General features: G+C 44.2%; 18 protein-coding genes. 8 read left to right on the top strand and 10 right to left on the bottom strand.

The annotated features are described in order from the left end of the window. Positions 1 to 262: 262 nt before the first annotated feature. Both ACGHUK_RS12000 and ACGHUK_RS11995 read right to left on the bottom strand, forming a co-directional pair. Positions 263 to 1,717 carry a hypothetical protein gene (locus ACGHUK_RS12000; RefSeq protein ID WP_390574416.1) on the bottom strand — a complete coding sequence of 485 codons (1,455 nt, stop codon included), beginning with the start codon at positions 1,715 to 1,717 and terminating at the stop codon, positions 263 to 265. An 18-nt stretch (positions 1,718 to 1,735) separates the two neighbouring features. Next, positions 1,736 to 3,451, bottom strand: a complete 1,716-nt coding sequence (locus ACGHUK_RS11995) for a hypothetical protein (RefSeq protein WP_390574415.1) — start codon at positions 3,449 to 3,451, stop codon at positions 1,736 to 1,738. Between the two features lie 249 nt (positions 3,452 to 3,700). Here ACGHUK_RS11995 and ACGHUK_RS11990 point away from each other — a divergent pair, with 249 nt between their 5' ends. From ACGHUK_RS11990 to ACGHUK_RS11970, 5 genes are all read left to right on the top strand, one after another. Further along, a complete protein-coding gene (locus ACGHUK_RS11990) occupies positions 3,701 to 5,032 on the top strand; it encodes a hypothetical protein (protein ID WP_390574414.1) in 1,332 nt (443 codons plus the stop codon). Positions 5,033 to 5,254: 222 nt separating this feature from the next. Then, positions 5,255 to 5,452, top strand: a complete 198-nt coding sequence (locus ACGHUK_RS11985; protein ID WP_120020635.1) for a helix-turn-helix domain-containing protein — start codon at positions 5,255 to 5,257, stop codon at positions 5,450 to 5,452. 366 nt (positions 5,453 to 5,818) lie between these two features. Continuing rightward, entirely contained in the window at positions 5,819 to 6,058 is a 240-nt protein-coding gene (locus ACGHUK_RS11980; protein ID WP_204987168.1) for a hypothetical protein, read from the top strand. Next, a complete protein-coding gene (locus ACGHUK_RS11975; RefSeq protein ID WP_390574413.1) occupies positions 6,033 to 6,677 on the top strand; it encodes a relaxase/mobilization nuclease domain-containing protein in 645 nt (214 codons plus the stop codon). Before ACGHUK_RS11980 ends, ACGHUK_RS11975 begins: the two co-directional genes overlap by 26 nt. Before the next feature lie 14 nt (positions 6,678 to 6,691). Further along, entirely contained in the window at positions 6,692 to 7,219 is a 528-nt protein-coding gene (locus tag ACGHUK_RS11970) for an AAA family ATPase (protein WP_390574412.1), read from the top strand. Positions 7,220 to 7,300: 81 nt separating this feature from the next. Here ACGHUK_RS11970 and ACGHUK_RS11965 read toward each other — a convergent pair whose 3' ends face one another. The 8 genes from ACGHUK_RS11965 to ACGHUK_RS11930 form a co-directional block, all read right to left on the bottom strand. Then, positions 7,301 to 7,651, bottom strand: coding sequence for an LPD28 domain-containing protein (locus tag ACGHUK_RS11965; protein ID WP_112145919.1), 351 nt, complete (start codon positions 7,649 to 7,651; stop codon positions 7,301 to 7,303). A 12-nt stretch (positions 7,652 to 7,663) separates the two neighbouring features. After that, complete coding sequence (locus ACGHUK_RS11960; RefSeq protein ID WP_005924129.1) at positions 7,664 to 8,002, bottom strand: DUF3846 domain-containing protein; 339 nt, start codon at positions 8,000 to 8,002, stop codon at positions 7,664 to 7,666. A 90-nt stretch (positions 8,003 to 8,092) separates the two neighbouring features. Then, entirely contained in the window at positions 8,093 to 9,766 is a 1,674-nt protein-coding gene (locus tag ACGHUK_RS11955) for an AAA family ATPase (protein WP_390574411.1), read from the bottom strand. Between the two features lie 102 nt (positions 9,767 to 9,868). Then, a complete protein-coding gene (locus ACGHUK_RS11950) occupies positions 9,869 to 10,579 on the bottom strand; it encodes a DUF1071 domain-containing protein (RefSeq protein WP_390574410.1) in 711 nt (236 codons plus the stop codon). A 72-nt stretch (positions 10,580 to 10,651) separates the two neighbouring features. Then, positions 10,652 to 11,854: an ATP-binding protein gene (locus ACGHUK_RS11945; RefSeq protein WP_390574409.1), complete on the bottom strand. Its 1,203-nt coding sequence runs from the start codon at positions 11,852 to 11,854 to the stop codon at positions 10,652 to 10,654. A 118-nt stretch (positions 11,855 to 11,972) separates the two neighbouring features. Beyond that, positions 11,973 to 12,905: a YqaJ viral recombinase family protein gene (locus ACGHUK_RS11940; RefSeq protein WP_390574408.1), complete on the bottom strand. Its 933-nt coding sequence runs from the start codon at positions 12,903 to 12,905 to the stop codon at positions 11,973 to 11,975. Further along, on the bottom strand, positions 12,902 to 13,240 hold the full coding sequence (locus tag ACGHUK_RS11935; RefSeq protein ID WP_390574407.1) for a DUF3848 domain-containing protein: 339 nt from the start codon (positions 13,238 to 13,240) through the stop codon (positions 12,902 to 12,904). The genes ACGHUK_RS11940 and ACGHUK_RS11935 overlap by 4 nt, the downstream gene beginning before the upstream one ends. 11 nt (positions 13,241 to 13,251) lie before the next feature. Continuing rightward, a complete protein-coding gene (locus tag ACGHUK_RS11930) occupies positions 13,252 to 14,187 on the bottom strand; it encodes a DUF932 domain-containing protein (RefSeq protein WP_390574406.1) in 936 nt (311 codons plus the stop codon). 455 nt (positions 14,188 to 14,642) lie between these two features. Between ACGHUK_RS11930 and ACGHUK_RS11925 the strand changes: the two genes are divergently transcribed. The 3 genes from ACGHUK_RS11925 to ACGHUK_RS11915 are packed head-to-tail and all read left to right on the top strand — an operon-like array spanning position 14,643 to position 16,827. Further along, on the top strand, positions 14,643 to 15,626 hold the full coding sequence (locus ACGHUK_RS11925; RefSeq protein WP_390574405.1) for a Fic family protein: 984 nt from the start codon (positions 14,643 to 14,645) through the stop codon (positions 15,624 to 15,626). An 18-nt stretch (positions 15,627 to 15,644) separates the two neighbouring features. After that, on the top strand, positions 15,645 to 16,265 hold the full coding sequence (locus ACGHUK_RS11920) for a DUF1819 family protein (protein ID WP_390574404.1): 621 nt from the start codon (positions 15,645 to 15,647) through the stop codon (positions 16,263 to 16,265). Positions 16,266 to 16,275: 10 nt separating this feature from the next. Continuing rightward, complete coding sequence (locus tag ACGHUK_RS11915) at positions 16,276 to 16,827, top strand: DUF1788 domain-containing protein (RefSeq protein ID WP_316537740.1); 552 nt, start codon at positions 16,276 to 16,278, stop codon at positions 16,825 to 16,827. The last annotated feature ends 12 nt before the right edge of the window (positions 16,828 to 16,839 follow it).

The raw sequence follows: 16,839 nt of genomic DNA, 5'->3' as shown, positions 1-16,839 counted from the left end.
TCCAAAGAATGCAAATCGGGTTGTACTTCCTCATATTGGGCGTTTAAAGGGGGAACGACATAGCCGCAGTTAAAAAATTGACTCTGGTCACGCAGCGTGATAGCACTACAATCGATGTATCCACAATCGCCGGAGTGGCAACATGGAGGCGTTGTAAAGTAAATTGGAGCGCCCATAGTGTTTTCCTCCTGAAATTAAAATTGAATGCGAAGCGGATTGCTTCATGATAAGCATATCTGCTTGAATTAGCGTACATTTTGCCTTATGGTGTGATAAGCGCTTGAAAGGAAATCTGCGCATCATCCTGTTGAATCAGTGAACTGAAATCCATGTTCGGGTAAGAAAAGGTTGCCGGGTGCACTTGTGCTGGTGGCCAAGAACAGTTATAATTACCATAATATGAGTTCATAGGAACGGATGTAAAAACGGCAGATCGAAGCAGCTGCATTTGCGGTGACTGACTTTGTTCTTGTGGAGCAGAAGATTCATCACGAAGATGCAGCGGTTCAATGGAAGGCTCCGAAGGCGAATCCGGCAGCAGAGGACAGGCGTTCTCCGTTACGGTTTCCGGTTTGCTGGGAGCGGCTTCTTCATCGTCACAGTCATCAAGAGCGTCCAACGGCAGAAGAAGGTCAATCTGCGCTGGGGGCAGGATCGGTTCTGTATCGGAAGGTACCGGAATCGCCAGCGGGCCATTGGCAGGAACGACATCCTCTGGTGACTTACTATGGACGACCAGTGGCTTGGTAGTCGGCGTATCAGAATCACCTACATAAACTGGGCCGGAGACCATGAACTCACCAACCTGAAGACTCTTTAGTATGGAAGTCAACTTGGTTCCACCTGACGAACTAATTAAACGGGCGCACATACGAACCTCTTCATCCGCTGGCTGGAAATACATTATATATTTGCATTGCTGAAGCAAAATCCGTTGCTCAGACTTGAACACACGAATGCTCTGGGCAACCAGCAAGCAGTACAATCCGTATTTGCGACCCTCGTTGAGAATTTTTCCCAGTGCACTTGTTTGGTGCAATGGGAAGTTACTCAATTCATCCAAGTACAGGAAAGTGGGTGGAAAATCCTCGTGAGTGGCTTCTCGTAACAGTGCTGCAAAAACCACCTCTTCAACGATGTGTTGCGTGGATGACGGAAACGAACCTAATTCCAGCAAGGTGATGCCGGGGGAAATCTCGAAATCGCCATTCTCGAAAAACTTCTGTCCCCATAAAGGACTCAAGGCTTTTTCCAAACCGGGTGCAGCGAGTGACCGGGAATTCTGGATTTCTAGGTGTAATCGTTCCAATGCTTCATTCGGGGCAGGTGAATCACGGAGAGCCTTTTCTAGTAGGGATATCAGTAACGGCTTTTGCCCATCTGATAGCCTGATAACGGATGCAACCGTATCAACGAAAGATGCAGCCGCATCCGCTGGATTATCTGATGCCCCGAACAAATGCAGCTTGAGTGGCTCTTGAGACACGTCCTGACGATGTACATACGGTTCTAGTTCTACTGGAAGGGACACAGCGTGCCGATGATCTATGGCTACGATCCGAACACCTGACTCCAGCAGCCCCCTTGTAATATTGTAGGAAAGAGTAGACTTTCCTACGCCGCTTTTTCCACAGATAAAAATGGAAGCGTTCCCCTCCTTGAGTTTTTCAACGATTGTAACGGCTTTTTGATAGGTAGAGCCTATTTTCAACTTCATGGTTCCGTCCCTCCTGTTTTAATCAGAATCTTCATATTCGGTCAAGCAACTGCGCTTCAAGGTCAGAAGTCGAGCATCTACATAGGTTCCGTTGTCAATACGAATCTTTTTGGCGATGCTGAACTCAGAGAGCAAATGCTCACTTTGCAAATGCGAAATAATGGCAGATGCACTATAACCCTGTGCATATTCGCAAATCAGATATTTTAGTAAGGAACCTTTCAACAGAAAGTCACCTCCTTTTTGTACGATATCCCGGTCAGGATCATAGCTAGAATCGACCTCTCCATAGCGGAGAAGACGAATGTCCCCGGCTTCTTGTGCGGAATAGAGGACCCTGCGTAAAATCTCTTTGGCGTTGCAATCCAGAGAGCTGTCCCACTCGGATAAACAATTATTTATGTATGCCTGACAGACCTCGTGTGCTGTTTGTGCTAAATCCGGTTGTTTAAGGAGCTTTAATGCCCAGCAAAGAACAACGGATGAAACGTTTAGAAGTGCGATTTCATTCCGAAAGGCGCACTCTTCATCCAAGGAACCTAAAGCGGTTATGTAAGACCGCTCAACGATGCGCTCGAAGGCATCTGGGTTGTGCTCAACAAGGGCACACAGCTTGCTAAAGATTTCGGCCAGAGGCAGCGCGGCTGTATGGCTTTCCTCGTGAGGCAAGAACAGACAGTGCTTCTGCTGCAACTCAGTAATGCCGTTCGTAGATACGATAAGGCATAGCGGAAAACGAGGCTCTGTCATAGTCCTTGTAAGCAGAGTGGCAAAATTTGTCGCTGAACGGTAGTTGCCAACGGTAGCGGCAATTCCTGGATTGTCACCGTAGACTGATAATAAGACATCCGGGCCGTGCTGATCGAGCATTTGATTGAAGTGCTTTGGTATGTCGTCAACCGTCATTCTTGTTGAAGTAGAAACATCATTGTCTAAAAGAGCAAAGAAACGATGAATGCCCTCAAATTTATCAGAGATTCTAGTTTTGATAATCCCTAAAATCCTGACCAAAGCCAAGGGCAACTTTTCCAAGTCAGTGGTGGCCAACAACGGGGTGGCCAAGGTGTCCTTCATCTGCGGCGTATAGAGCCAGCGACCATCCTCTAGTTGATACCATCCAACAGGAGGCAGCAAGTATGGGTGTTCAGTGTCTAAAATTGCACCGATGAAAGCCGCCAACAAATCTGCCCACCGTTTACTGTCCTCGGTATAATGGATCTGGCCACCCGCAGCCATGAACTTCTTCAGCAACGTCTTCGGACTAAAATCGCCTTTCTCCAGCCAGAATGCTCCGGACGGTTTGTTGGGAATACGGAACGATACATAAATCCATTCGGTTGTTTTGTCACGCTCAATTTTCCTTACAACAATAGCCTTGAAATCATAGCAAGATGTGAATGACCGCCGAATCGGTCGAGGATCGTTTGGAATCCGCTTCTTAATGATCCAAGGGCGTTTGTAAATATCTACATCGAATCCAAAATTATCGAAGTGATTAAACTCGGCCAAGAGCGCTTTTAGTTCAGCTTTTTGGGCAGGATCACTCTGTTGCCGAACTAGTCGATTGTGTACTTCTTGTCGGTAGGCCGCATCTCTGGCATCTATATCCATTTGATGCGTTTCCATGTCAATGAACTCCTGACCACTGCTGTCGATATAGGTACAGGCAGGTACAGAAGTAAAATCTCTGGGTGGATCGTGAACTCGATTTGAGACTATGAATTTGCTACTCATGGTAAAAACCTCCTTTTGTGAATATGTTTTCTTGTGGGCAGTCTGACCGTTCCATTGGCGTATGCTACCCACTATGAAATTATCAAGGTGCGGTACAGTAGAAAGGCATCGGTGAACGTTGCCCGCTACTGTGGCTTAGATTTTAAACGAAAACAAAAATTTTTGCGGCAAAAAATCGGTCACAAAAAATCGATCTTGTGATCGAAATGAAGATAGAAAAAATACTGTGATGTAAGAAGGAGAAAGGATATGCAATATCAGGGAGGGCTAGAGCAACTGGTACTTTACTCTATAGAAGAAGATCTGAAAAGAGATGCAGTCATAGTTGCTCCGTGCTGTACAGATGATTACGATGGAGCGATAGATGCGATTCTTCGAGCAACATTCAGGCTATATAGACCATGGGAAAACTTTAACATCAATCAGAATGGTGCTAAATCTTTTTTTACTAGTAATGCATTGATATGTGCATTACTGACGTTTAAGTATTTATCAGCACGAGATATATCATTCGAAAAAATAGTGTGCAATCCAATACTAAACGAAGTTGTAGAAAATAATGAGGGGTTGAAATACGAAATAAAAGCATTCAATGAAAATTGTAAGAAAATTTATAATAGAAACGATCGATGGGAAGAAAAAATTAAAGAAGAGCTTTTTGGAAAAGATGCATATATAGAGCAACTAGAAGACTTCTTGTACACGAACAACTTTTCGTTGAAAGTTCCATCTACATACATCTTTTTTTCACAAGAAAAAATAAAGGATTTTTTGGCACCGGTAGTGAGAGAGATTATATGGGATATTGCAGAGAGCGAACAAACCGAAACTATCGACTATAAAATGGTGGAGGTGCGACGATTATTCATTGAGCATATGAGAGGTAGAGGGTCGGTAATAGGATGGGAATGGTTGGATGATAGTAATGAAGGTCAAAATCAAAGAGCTCGAAAGAGTGCTTTGGTAAAAGCATACGATGCTTTTTGTTATGAACTGGTTAAAATTGGAAATAAGGCTTATGAGAGCGAGAGCTATAGCGAATATATGATGAATGAGTTTGCAAAGGAAATGATTTATCATAGTAGAGCTATTACAGAATTTGAAAATTATTTGATGGGTTTGAAGAAAATCTCCCGTACAATGGATGTGAATATATTAGATGTACTAGAAGAGGATGCTCTTAGGCACCTGAGAAATTTACGGTTAAAATGCACTACTCCAGTAGTTTTCGGTACGGATGGGGTGATTTTTGATGAAAATGATTTTTCTCGAAGAGCATATGTCGAATTTTTAAAAAGTGTGACACAAAGAATCTACGTTGTCGCGGGAAAGGATTCCTTAAAAGCATATGATATATTGAAAAAATATATAGACAACAGAAGGCAGGAAATGCCACAATTAAAACACTTGAAATTGTTGGAGGCACCAAGTAAACAAAACAAATGTAAGATATGGGCAATCGGTGGAGTCCTCAACGCGATTTCACCAACATGGATATACAGTGTAATACCGGAACGGGAAACGCAGAAACCGGATGAATTAACAATGGATATCAGCATGGGTATCAGCGATATAAGATGACTTCGACACTCTAAAAAAAAATAAACTCAAAGTGCGCTAAAATTTCGGGCGAAGGCGGAATTTCAGAGCAAAATTTTTTCCAATTGTCGAAAATGCTTCTGTTGAAAGTAAATAGGAGATAACTAAATGGGCGATCACGCAAGTGGTCGCCCTTTCTCTGTATCTGGTATGATTTGACCTTCGGCAACATCATAGTAACCCACCAAAGGAGGATTTGCCGTTATGTTTGATTGCTATGACACTCTGATCACTCCAGAAGAAGTCGCTGATATGCTGGGATGCGGTATGAACACTACCTATAAGCTTTTGAAGTCTGGAAAGATAAAGGCCATGAGGATCGGCCGATCTTGGAAGATCCCCAAGAGAGCGGTACAGGAATATATTATACAGGAATCCCACTTGAAATCAGTTGGGTGGTAACATGAAAAAGCCCACATGGATGATGTTCCATGTGGGTTTTCTATTGCCTGAAAGTAGTGCTTGATGGAGTGATGTACATACGGGTAATCCAATGTTAATGCTAAATAATGTATAGAACAGAAGGAAGGTGAAAGTTAATCTTTATTAATGACACTAACATTAGGATAAAGCGGCTGAATGGAATAGTTGTAGTACAAACAGTCGCACAAGAATGGTCGAATGTATAGTGTATATACATTTGGCTATTCTTGCTAGGAGGGGGAGGCGGATGCCGTCATAAATAATATTTTATTCTATAAATTCTCATCTATATTTTCAATGAGATTAATTTATCTTTATGAGTTCTATAGAAAGAAGGTGATTATAATGGGAAATATCTTTAGTATACGATTGACAGATGAAGATAAAGTTCATTTACAACAGAGAATGAATGAAACTGGTAAAAATGCAACAGAAGTATTTAAGAGCGCAATCTACTTTACTGAAATAGATGCAGACCTTGTTGATGAAATTATATCTAATATTGGATATTATGCAAGCGAAAAAGATCTGGAAGGGATAAAAGAGGAGGTTCATAGATATGTGTTATATCGAACTCAAAAATGAGAAGTATGAAACTTTGGAAGATTTAAAACGGTTACTACATTATATTCTTAGATTAGATAAAACAGCAGAAGATAGTCAAAGAGCGAATACTATAACAAATACCTTGGCAGGTTGTCAGCCAGCGATGATTCCCAATGAATATTTGTGTGATCCGAGTTCAGTTTATAACCTGATGCTTTTTGAAGTCAGGAGAAGACATAAAGGTATTCCGCAGTTTGCAAAACACCGCATTGTTTCCTTCGCAGCAACAGATTGTATTTTGCCACAGGATGTAGTATCTCTAGCAGAAAGAATAGCAAGTATCTATGCGAAGAACGGTTATATTACAGCCTATGGAATTCATGCGGATAGATTTAATGTACATATTCATTTTGCAGTTTGTGCAGTATCGTTTCAAACACAGAATATGTTTCATATTCAATGGAAATCTGAGTGGAATATGCTTGTAACGGTAACAAATCAATGGAAATCTGAGTTTGACGAACTGCTTCAAAATAATATCCAAATGAGGCAGTCAAGAGAAGCTGCATTGTATGGCGATGATATCGTTCGATACGGAAGCATTCCTCGGACAGCAAAAGGTCAAATGATTCAGAACAGAAAATCAAAACGCAAATAAGAAGGGAGAATACAATGGATAAGTTTGATGAAAAAGTTATCGGTTACGAATCTACGAAAGAGATTCTGCGTCAGATTCTGGATATTCTAAAAAGACCGGAGGTTTATAAAAGAAAGGGCATTTCTATTCCAAGAGGGCTGCTGATGGAATCTGATCCTGGTCTTGGAAAAAGTCTGCTGGCATCTATCCTGATGGAGGAATCTGAACGAAAGCCCTTTGTTTTTCGTAAAACCAGTCAGGAAAACAGTTTTCTGGATGAATTAAGGGCTGTATTTGCTATGGCGAAGGAGGACGCACCTAGTATACTGCTCTTAGAAGATTTGAACCTCTATGTAGAATCCACCTCTCCCTATGCTCCGGAATGGGCTTGTCTGCAAGCCTGTATTGATGATGCAAAGGACACAGATCTTTTTGTGATTGCTACTACTAACGATACAAGGTATCTGACGGTCAATGCTCTGCTTTGCCGTAGAGATGCGGCAATAGCCATAGATGTTCATTGTGCTCCTTTCTGGCTCAAAGATAACGAGCGACATTTTTAAGACTGTGTTTTGCACCTTGAAAGAGCCTGAAAACGGCCGATTTTAATACAAAACAGAATATACGGTATTTTTAATACAGTTTTAGTGGGCATAGGCAGTCATAAAATCAGAAATGGTAGTGCACGGTTTGTGATTGGCGGTGTCCTCGCCATCCAATGGAGCGTAGTTCCAGTCGGTATCTTCGTCAATATATCGCCGCCCATCATCCGGCAGTTCCAGCGGTTCCGCAAGGATGATGGTGCCCCAGTGGTTGACCATCACAAAGGGCGCGATCTCACAAGGGATGCCCCGGCACTCGTCATCATGCCGAACATCGTAGGCGTACAGACCATCCGGAATGGTATCTCTCTTGATGCGGATGCTGGTGAACAGCGCAGGCTTTCCGCAAACCGTGATCTCTTCGTAGTGTTCGGTCATTGCATTAAAGGTCATAATCTGTCCTCCTTAGATTTCAATGATAAAAGCTCTGAATTTCTCTTTGTAGAAATCCATTGTACTCTGCGGCAGGGAAGTCAGATTCCCTTCGTTGTCACATCCGGCCAGAAATCCCGGCCCGGCAAGAACATCGGCTCCATCCCACAGCGGACGATTGAGCGGCAGGCCAAGCAGCTTGCCTTCATCATTGCAGACCAGTGTGACCTCTGAACCGGTGTCACTCAATGTGATGCATTCGATCAGCCCGCCTACAAATTTCTGCATGGCTTCAAGGGTGTTGTCCAAATCAATCTCCTTTGGCAGCTCCATTGGCAGGAGCGCAAGGACTTTGATCTTTTCTTCTTTCATTGTGTACCTCCAAATAAAAACAGGACAATCCAAATGGATTGTCCTGTAAAAAGTGAAGGGGAGCATCCGAAGATACTCCCCAGTAGATAATTATTTTTTCCTTACCATGCAACGCTTTTTGAAGAATGCGATGCCATAGCAGAGGATGTCATCATAGTCATCCCGGAAGTCTGCTGCGTACATCCGGTCATTGATCTGCTGAATGGCAGTATCACAGGCATCCGGCAGAGCATCCAGAGTTTTTGCATACTTGGCTTCAAAAATTGCCACACGGCCATTGCGGATATCCTTTACAATAACATCGCTGCGCCCCTCGCCATGCTCTTTGTTGGATTCTACCACATAGCCAGCACCAGTAAAGATGCCTGCAAGGAAAGCGTGGTAAAAATCCTCCCGATAGTCATGGTAGCTGATGGTCATGCGCAGCAGCTTGGTCATTTCTTTTGTCAGAGCTTCGCTGTTTCCGCTCCAGACTGCATCAAACAACGGGCTGCGGTTCCATGCCTTTGCACTGTCATCAAACCATTTGCTTACAGTGGTTTCAAAAATTTCCCGAATCTCTGCATTGGGAATCATCAACGCAGAGCAGCCATCCGGCAGCGAATCCGTCGGATCCTTATCCCGTACCTTGGTTAGATAGCCTGTCAGATACAGCACACTCCAAAGATTTTCCTCAGAGGAGTGCAGATAATCGTAGGTCAGGTTTTCTTCAATATGCTGAACAATAGAGCCGCCAGCCATCAGAGTTTCAAGCTTTGTGGTGATATTGTCGCCTGCATAGTCGATGAAAGAACGGATGATGGCGTTATCACTGGTGTTTTTCCAATAGCTTTTCGGCTTCTGTGCTACACCATACTGGAAATCCCGCAGATAACTGATTACGTCCCACGGACAATAAATGTCTGCATCGCCAAAATGATAACCGTCGTACCATGCCTTGATTTCAGCAGACTGCGATTCAAGATCAGCATCTTTCAGCATTTGATCTACATCTGCCTGTGTAAACCCAAAGGATTCGCTCAACCGGGGAGAAAGAATCGTATCCGAAACAAAATTGTTCGTCCCGGTAAAGATGCTTTCTTTGGCAATTTTCAGGCAGCCGGTAATAACAGCAAAGTCAAGCGAAGTATTGTCTTTGAGCGTGGTGCTCATCATAGCCCGCATCACGTCCAGCATCTGCGAATAATATCCGTTGCTGCTGGCTTTTGCAATGGGAACATCATACTCATCCAGAATGACGACCGCCGATTTTTTGAAGTGGATTTCCAGCATCCGGGTCAACAGCAAAAAGCAGCTTTTGGTTTCATCCATAGATGCAGTGCGTCCCAGAATCCGCTTAAAGATGCCTTTGTCATCGTCGGAAATAGCATCGTCATCCAAAAGAAACTGATAATCCTGAAATGCAAATGCCAGTTTCATACACAGCATTCCATAGGCACTTTCAAAGGTCAGACCGTCCGTGTCCTTGAAAGAGAAAAAGACCACAGGACACTGATTCATCCACTTTTTGCAAAGTGTCGTATTTTTGGAGATCGCCAATCCCTCAAACAGTTGCTTGCTGTCTTTGCGGATGTCCAGAAAATTTGCGAGAGTGCTCATACCAAGTGATTTTCCGAAACGGCGAGGACGAGTGATCAATGTTACTTCAGCGATACCTCCGCTAAGAAGTTCAGAAATCAGATTGGTCTTGTCGATATAATAATACCCGCCTTCTCGAATCTTCTCAAAATTCGAGATTCCGACAGGAAACTGCAAATCTTTCATGCAATGCTCCTTTCCGCTCACAGAGGAGAGCTTTCAGAACAAGTGTACCATGAAATATAGAATCATACAAGAATCAAGTGACATCGAAATAGAGCAGTTTTATTATGCTACGTTCAATCTGGTGGCTTTATAGCAGTCAGCGCACATTCCCTCATGGGTGGCTGCAAACTCTGCCGCCTGCATGATAGAACCGTCCTTCAGCTTGACCCTCTTGATAGGCTGGTTGCACCGGGCACAGATGCAGGGCACAGGCGGCTGTTCCTGCTTCGGGGCAGCAGATCTCGGTTTCGGCTGCTTTTGAGGTTCAGCCTCCGGCTGCGGGGCGGCATCTTCCGGCAAATCTTCTCCGGCATAGACATAGAGGCCAAGGCCGAACATAGCAAGGTTCTTCACCAAGCACCGCATGATAGCCTTATTCACATCGAACATGGAGGCTGCTTCTACGGTACGTTCTTCCATGCCGATCTTTTCACGGCGGCGGGTCTGCGGATTATAGTCCCATTTCGGGGTGGTGTAGGTATAAGGCACGGCTTTCATGGCTTTGTTGGAACTGTCCAAAACCGGAAGCCACATTTCGTGCGAAACGCCCTCAATCGTGACTGAGGTGTACACCATGAAGCCGGTGATGGGGTCATAAACATAGGGCAGACCGTTGAATTTCTTGACCTCATAGCTGGCAGCAGGGTACAGCTTCTTCACCTCTGCCCAGGCATACGCCCAGCTTACATATTTCAGTTCCGTGTTGCCGGACTTTTTGACTTCCAGATGATCTTTGAAGTCGATAGCAAATAATTTTACGAATGGATTTTCCATAAGAATGCCTCCAATTCTGATAAAGAAAAAAGGGCACAACAGCGTCAACTGTTGTGCCCCATGATGTGAAAATTACGGATTGAGCAGAAAATCAATGATGTTTCGATGAATGATTCCGTTTCGGCTTAAATTCGCCAAATCACCACTGATAACATACTTAGGATAGTTGTCGTGCAGTCGCTCAAGATTACCGAACTCCCGTTCTTCATCGGCGGGAGTGATCAGGTAAGCAACCTGAATATAGAGCTTTTCATCTCCACGGTAGCAGATAAAATCAATTTCGGTGTCGTCCAGCTTGCCGACCTGAACTTCATAGCCACGGCTCCGCATTTCCAGATATACGATGTTCTCATACAGCTTGTTGCTGTCAAGCTTTTCGCTTTTCTTGATAACGTTCCGCAGGCCAAGATCGACTGCATAGTACTTTTCTGTGCTGGACAGGAGCGCTTTTCCTTTGATATCATAGCGGCTTGCATTCAGAAGGATAAAGGCTTCCTTGAAATAATCAACGTAGTTCAGTACGGTAGCAGTGGTTGTCTTGATTCCTTCCGAAACCATGCGTCCACTGATATTACGGGCAGAAAACGGATTGCCGATATTATCCAGCAGGAATGCAAGGACATTACGTAATGCGGTCTGTTCGCGAATATTGTGGCGCAGCATGATGTCACGGACAATGATAGCCTCGTAAAGATCGTCTAGATAGGTGGTGATTGAATGATCGTCAGGGAGGAAGAAACGCTGCGGAAAACCGCCGTACTTCAAATAGTCTGCGAAGAGCTTTTCATCCGAAGTATAGGTTCCGTTTTCAATGCATTGCTGTTTTGCTTCGGCCAGCGAAAAGGGGAAAACCTGAATCTGGATGTATCGTCCGGAAAGATAGGTTGCCAATTCGCCGGAAAGCAGCTTGGAATTGGAGCCGGTCAGGTAAATATCACAATCGAAATCGACACGAAGAGAATTGATTGCAATCTGCCAGCGCTCCACCTCCTGAATCTCATCCAGAAGAATATAGATTTTGCCGGTGCAGCCTTCCGCTTTTTCTGCGATGTAGTCGTAAAGCGTTTCTGCAGTACGGGTGTTACGGAAGCGCATGGACTCAAAATTGACCTGAATAATGTTCTGTGCGGGAATGTTGCACTGGAGGAGCACGTCCTTGATCTGACCGAGAAGGACTGTTTTTCCACAGCGCCGGATTCCAACCAGAACTTTGATCAGATCCTGATCGATAAAAGGAATGATCTTATCCAAATAACTTTTGCGCAGAACCATCATGCATCACCTCATATTCTTATCTTAGCATACAATTATTGTTGTGTAAACAGTATTGTGCTTTTCTATTAAACAAAAATAGCTGAAACGCGAATTTTGTGTGCCTATAGGCGTACAAAAATTATGCTGCATGGATAATGGTAAACCTGCGGCTGCTTACATTCTTGCTGTACCGATTGAAAATATCGGGCTGTTCTTTCTTCAAACGCTGGGAGTCTACCCGTTTACTTTCGGAGAATACCCAGGACACCTTGTAGCCCGGTGCTGTGCCATAGGCGGCATCCTGCATTTGCAGCTTGACCTGCTGCTCAATGGCCGTTTTCTCCTGTTCCATCTGCTCGATTTGGGTGGAAAGCTCCTGTCGCTTGTCCAACAGATTACGGATGGGATTTAGATCGGCAGTTTTGTTTCGATCATCTGCAGAGTACAGCTGATTGATCTGCTGTGTATCCCCCTCGCTTCCGGTAGGTACAGGCGGAATTTCGGGCATTACGTTGTATTTCCAGAAGTGCTCTTCCTTGGCAATGAGGTTGTTCAGAACTTCTTTGTCGGTTGTGATCTTGTGAATCACCAGTTCTTTCCCGAAAATCAGAGCAGCAATGTACCAGCAGTCAAAACCGCTGACGGCCAGATAGTGATTGACCTGAGCCATGTAATGTGCAGGAATTTTGCCATCAGCCCATTTGTCCGCAGAAAACGGCGAGACTGTCTTGCACTCCAGCCCGGCCTTCTGTCCGACAATCAAACGGTCAAAGTCCGCCAGAAGCAGCGGATGTTCCTCGCTCTGGTAAATGGCATTTGCACGGCGTACCTTCAGACCGGTGGCCCCGGTGAAGCGCTGCGCGACATAATCTTCCAGATCGCGTCCCTGACGCATAGCCTCATTGTCGATATTCTCAAAGGTATCACTGATTTTATCGTGGTACACCTGAAATGCCGAGCGGTAGGGATTTAGACCAAGAATAGCCCCGGCATCCGTGCCAGTAATACCGCATTTGCGGTAACGGAGCCAATCTTCTTTGGACAGGTTCAAAGTTGAAATCAATCTTTTCATGCACTTTGCATCCTTTCTCTCATAATTGATTCGGTAATGATGAAGTCGTATTCCACCAAGTCTTTCATAATCGTGGAAAATTCACTGGCCAATGAATGACAAGAGCCAACCCACAGGTCATAAAGAAAATCCAGAATATTATTTTGCACCCTGAGATGGTTCCAGTAGCGCTCCTCCAGTCTGCCCTCGGATTCCAAAACAATAATGGCGGTGCTGATGGTACTTTTCATCGTGATCTCATAAGCCATGGTAACGCTGATTTCAGAAGCACTCTTCTCAACGTTGTCAAAAAATTCCGTGAATTCCCTGAAAATGCGGTTATTTACATCATTCATGTGTTGCTCCTTTATGCTGCAGCCAGCACCATCTTGTAGGCTTTGTCGATCATCGGGTTACCCTCTGCAGTATGCAGGAACAGATTTTCTTTGTAATTCTTGGTCTTGCGGAGAGGATCTGCGTGGGTAGCAAAATCGGAGACTGCGTTGATAAAGCGCCAACCGTTTTTGCCGACCCATTCCAGATCCGGTGCGTTATAATAGCGAGCCTTCAGGTCTTCCTGCAAGCGCAGGTTATTCTTCCGCTGGCAATCGGACAGGTCCTCAGAAATCGGGAAAAACTCATTGATGAACTCCTGCACCTTGTGATCGGATAAATCGATGCGAGCCAGCTCATCGCCACGGTTGCCGAGTTCAACCATATAGTTGCTGGCTAGCTGCAGGGTTTCACGGGCATCCTGCACGCGGAGCAGAACATTTTCGGTGTGGCGTGCAGTCCAGCTGCGCTTTGCGGTATTCAGCGCAAGGTTCAGCGTGTTCTGGCAGACCACACGGATTGGAGTCATGGCCACTTTCACACCAGAACTTCCGTCATGACTGTTGAAGATCACAAGATATGGTACTACCTGATCTCCAGCGATAAGATATTTCCTCGGAAGCCTTGCCAGCATCCAGACTTTCTTGCCGCCCTGCAAAGAACCGGCAGTTTCGTAAGTAACACCTTCACCCAGCAGGTCATCCGTGAACTGAAATGCTTCTTCGTTCTGCACAATGCGGTAGCGGTCGGATACCACACCCAGAACAGCATCATCAGTGCTGCGGACATTTGCGCGATAGCCGGGGATCATAGCACCCGTGCCGGAATAGATATTGCGGCTTTCCACCTGCCAGTCCAGACCGGCTAGTTCCAAGGCTTCACGGCTTGCAGGGGCATCCATAATGATACGGCCAAGGCCGTGCCAAGGTGTCTCACGGACAGAGAACATCGTTTCAACATTTGCGGGCATAGTAAAATCTCCTTTTCAGTGTACTGTGATCAATTGTTGTTTTCCATTTCTTCAGCGATGCGGACGAGGACTTCCACCAGGACGGTGCCAACCTCTTTGACGATTTCGGACCAAAAGTTCATAATGCTTTCTCCTTTCTGCGCAGCTGCGCTTCAAAATACGATGGTAATAATGATAGTGATGGTGCGGAATAACAAAATGCTCACCTCCAGACATGAAAAAGCCCCTGAGTCTTTCGACTCAGAGGCTTTGAATCATGATTATTATATCTGGGTGAAAAATGGAAATTTGAGAAAGCTAGAGATAAAAATGCCAGACCGGCATGAAGGTAGCTAAAAGAAATTTGGAAAAGTGGCATAATCGCTGAAAAATTCATCAATCACTTGTGTAAAGTGTGATTGATGAATGAGCGATGAAATGATATAATTAATTAGAATGGAGGGGAGGAAAAACAGATGCAGAATAAAAAACCGCCATTTACAATTACAGAAAAAATTCTCACAGATGTAATGGAGATTTGTGAACTTGTTGGAAAAGTGAGCTCAACACAACATCTTTCATCTGACCCTGTTCTGCGTAGGCAGAATCGGATTAAAACAATTTATTCCTCTCTTGCAATTGAACAAAATACACTATCCTTGGAGCAGGTAACGGCTGTACTATCAGGAAAACGTGTCCTTGCACCGCCAAAAGACATTGCGGAGGTGAAGAATGCGTATGAAATTTACGACCATTTGAATGAATTGAATCCATACTCAGTGGAAGACTTACTGTTGGCTCATCATGTGATGATGCGAGGGCTGGTTCAAGAAGATGGTGTGTTTCGCTCAAAGCCAGTAGGTGTGGTTGACAGTCATGGAAATGTACTTCATTTTGGAACACTACCGCAGTATGTGCCTCCTCTGGTGGAAGAACTGCTCAAATGGACAGAGGACAGCCCGCTTCCGATGCTGATCAAAAGTTGCGTGTTTCGCTATGAATTTGAAGTAATCCATCCGTTTGCAGATGGAAATGGAAGAATCGGAAGGCTTTGGCATACGCTACTGCTCTCCAGATGGAATCCGCTGTTTGCATGGCTTCCGGTGGAGTCTATTGTTCATGATCATCAGCAGGAGTATTATGAGGCTATCAATACATCCAATGCCCAAGGTGAAGGAACTGCATTTATTGAATTTATGCTAAGTGTGATTGAAGAAGCACTTTTGAGTGTAATCCCAGAAAACTTCGAAAAGAGCATGATGCCTACAAGTGGAAAAGAAAATCGATGGAATATTCTTGAAAAATACTTGAAAAAAGAGAAGATTATTCATAACAGTGATGTGCAACAGTTGCTGGAAGTCTCTTCAGCAACGGCAAATCGAATTCTAGTTTCTTTTGTAAAAGAAGGTAAACTAGAGAGAGTGAGAGATGGTCGCTATTGGGCGTATCAAAAGTTATAAATGGGAGTTGCATAAGCAATGCAGAATACAAACAGAGCACAAGAAAGTGGATATAAAGCTTCTCTGACAAGAGAACAGTTTTTATTCCACGAAATGCGAATTGTAGCGAAGCAAATGGTGCAAGGAGAGGATCTTGCATCAATGATACAAATAATTGCCGCCAATAATCTCTTCCAGTATCCAACTGAACGCATGACAGCTGGTATGGTTCGGGCGTGTTATCGGCGGCTAAATCTTTTGAATAGTGAACAACTGCTTCGGAATATTGCAGAGCATTCCGTGGAAGAGGCAAAACAAATTTGTCTTTACGCGATTATGAAGGATAATAGACTTGTCTGGGATTTTATGGTAACAGTTATTGGAGAAAAATATCGAAACCAGGATTTCAGCTATGGAAAACTTGATTTGACAAGCTTTTTCACAAGACTACAGGAACAGAATGAAGCTATCGCGGGTTGGAGTGAATCTACAGTTAAAAAGTTAAAATCGGTTCTGAACCGAATTTTAAGAGAAAATGATTATCTGGATAGTATAAAAGCAGGCCATTTGAACCCGGTTTGGCTTTATCCGGAATTGGAAAATGTGATTCGTACAAATGGGGATCAGGCGGTATTGCCCGCATTTAACCGTTTTGAGTGAGGAAAATTTAATGGGTGACATACAAAAACGCCTTGATAACGTTCGGCAGATGATTCAGAGTCAAGATTTCCTAGAAGGAAAAGGTCTTAGCAATGAAGTGAATATTCGTATCTTCTGCTATGAACCGAGAGATGAAATGGCGGTTCGACATTTCATTGAACAGCTATCTACAGATATGACACTGGGCTGTCAGTTGCGGATCTGTAATTTATATCAAATCTTCCTAGGGATTTGTGAAGGCATGGATATTTTAGATGCAATCCCCGATATGGAAGAAGAGGACGGCCATGATTATCTGTTGGAACAGCTTCAATCGACAATTGGAGTCGATGAAATTGTACAGAAAATTCAGAGCGAGCCGTTCCAGCCGGGAGAAGTACTGGTTTTGACTGGCGTTGGAGAAGCGTTTCCATTTATGCGAATTCATACGTTACTGGAGGCATCATTGTTTGCAGAGAGGCCGGTGCTTGTGTTTTACCCGGGAACATTTAACGACCAGCAGCTGCGGCTGTTCAACTGTCTGAAGCCGAACAATTACTATCGTGCATTTAACGTTGTGTGAAGGGGGAAATAG

The sequence above is a fragment of the Faecalibacterium sp. i25-0019-C1 genome (assembly GCF_042854225.1).
GTDB classification, from domain to species: Bacteria; Bacillota; Clostridia; order Oscillospirales; family Ruminococcaceae; genus Faecalibacterium; species Faecalibacterium taiwanense.
Note: the sequence above shows the minus strand (reverse complement) of the source record. Positions and strands in the feature narration are given on the sequence as shown.

Coding starts and splice junctions, on each gene's coding strand:
- ACGHUK_RS12000 (WP_390574416.1), bottom strand. CDS start 1,717: ATGAAGTTGAAAATAGGCTCTACCTATCAAAAAGCCGTTACAATCGTT.
- ACGHUK_RS11995 (WP_390574415.1), bottom strand. CDS start 3,451: ATGAGTAGCAAATTCATAGTCTCAAATCGAGTTCACGATCCACCCAGA.
- ACGHUK_RS11990 (WP_390574414.1), top strand. CDS start 3,701: ATGCAATATCAGGGAGGGCTAGAGCAACTGGTACTTTACTCTATAGAA.
- ACGHUK_RS11985 (WP_120020635.1), top strand. CDS start 5,255: ATGTTTGATTGCTATGACACTCTGATCACTCCAGAAGAAGTCGCTGAT.
- ACGHUK_RS11980 (WP_204987168.1), top strand. CDS start 5,819: ATGGGAAATATCTTTAGTATACGATTGACAGATGAAGATAAAGTTCAT.
- ACGHUK_RS11975 (WP_390574413.1), top strand. CDS start 6,033: ATGTGTTATATCGAACTCAAAAATGAGAAGTATGAAACTTTGGAAGAT.
- ACGHUK_RS11970 (WP_390574412.1), top strand. CDS start 6,692: ATGGATAAGTTTGATGAAAAAGTTATCGGTTACGAATCTACGAAAGAG.
- ACGHUK_RS11965 (WP_112145919.1), bottom strand. CDS start 7,651: ATGACCTTTAATGCAATGACCGAACACTACGAAGAGATCACGGTTTGC.
- ACGHUK_RS11960 (WP_005924129.1), bottom strand. CDS start 8,002: ATGAAAGAAGAAAAGATCAAAGTCCTTGCGCTCCTGCCAATGGAGCTG.
- ACGHUK_RS11955 (WP_390574411.1), bottom strand. CDS start 9,766: ATGAAAGATTTGCAGTTTCCTGTCGGAATCTCGAATTTTGAGAAGATT.
- ACGHUK_RS11950 (WP_390574410.1), bottom strand. CDS start 10,579: ATGGAAAATCCATTCGTAAAATTATTTGCTATCGACTTCAAAGATCAT.
- ACGHUK_RS11945 (WP_390574409.1), bottom strand. CDS start 11,854: ATGATGGTTCTGCGCAAAAGTTATTTGGATAAGATCATTCCTTTTATC.
- ACGHUK_RS11940 (WP_390574408.1), bottom strand. CDS start 12,905: ATGAAAAGATTGATTTCAACTTTGAACCTGTCCAAAGAAGATTGGCTC.
- ACGHUK_RS11935 (WP_390574407.1), bottom strand. CDS start 13,240: ATGAATGATGTAAATAACCGCATTTTCAGGGAATTCACGGAATTTTTT.
- ACGHUK_RS11930 (WP_390574406.1), bottom strand. CDS start 14,187: ATGCCCGCAAATGTTGAAACGATGTTCTCTGTCCGTGAGACACCTTGG.
- ACGHUK_RS11925 (WP_390574405.1), top strand. CDS start 14,643: ATGCAGAATAAAAAACCGCCATTTACAATTACAGAAAAAATTCTCACA.
- ACGHUK_RS11920 (WP_390574404.1), top strand. CDS start 15,645: ATGCAGAATACAAACAGAGCACAAGAAAGTGGATATAAAGCTTCTCTG.
- ACGHUK_RS11915 (WP_316537740.1), top strand. CDS start 16,276: ATGGGTGACATACAAAAACGCCTTGATAACGTTCGGCAGATGATTCAG.